General features: G+C 59.7%; 1 protein-coding gene. It reads left to right on the top strand.

The genetic code is table 11. From position 1 onward, the window contains the following. Window positions 1-774 (top strand): cyclic nucleotide-gated ion channel (locus PYR71_RS30685; protein ID WP_275621782.1); only part of this gene is annotated, 774 nt, incomplete at its 5' end. Between the last annotated feature and the right edge of the window lie 17 nt (window positions 775-791).

Genomic DNA, 791 nt, shown 5'->3' with positions numbered 1-791 from the left:
TATTGCGCCATCTGGCTTCTCAAACCGTTGCGCGACTCGACCTTCTTCAGGCTGCTGGCAAAGGTGGTCGCGAATGAATCGCGCAATCTGCTTGGCGTCACATCGGTGTTCGGCATCGTTCTTTTTGGCGCTGCTTTGGCCGGCTATATCATCGAGCGAGACGTCCAGCCCGATAGGTTCGGCAGCATTCCGCAGGCGATGTGGTGGGCGGTCGTGACGCTGTCGACGACCGACTACGGTGACGAGATCCCGCAGAGCCTTGCAGGTCGAGTTCTGGCCGGATTGGTGATGATGAGCGGGATCGGTATTTTTGCTCTTTGGGCCGGCATCCTCGCGACCGGCTTCTACGAAGAGGTTCGCCGCCAAGACTTCGTTCGCAACTGGCAATTGGTCGCTTCCGTACCCCTGTTCCAGAAGCTTGGTTCCGCTGCACTGATCGAGATCGTTCGGGCCTTGCGACCGCGCATTGTCCCCGCAGGTGCCGTGATTTGCCGCAAGGGCGATGTTGGCGATCAGATGTTCTTCATTGTCGAGGGGCGGGTCACCGTCGCGACACCCGACCATCCAGTGGAACTCGGCGCCGGAAACTTCTTTGGCGAGATGGCGTTGATCAGTGGCGATCCTCGCTCAGCAACGGTCAGCGCAGCAACCGAGGTATCGCTGCTGTCGCTCTATGCCGTGGATTTCCAGATATTGTCGAGCAGTAGTCCGGAGATCGCGGAGACCATCCGCAAGACGGCGCTGGAGCGGCGGGGCGGGCCGCCGAAGGAATAATCAAAGCCTGATGACTG

The sequence above is a fragment of the Rhizobium mulingense genome, assembly GCF_029194105.1.
In the GTDB taxonomy this organism is placed as follows: Bacteria; Pseudomonadota; Alphaproteobacteria; order Rhizobiales; family Rhizobiaceae; genus Rhizobium; species Rhizobium mulingense.
Note: the sequence above shows the minus strand (reverse complement) of the source record. Positions and strands in the feature narration are given on the sequence as shown.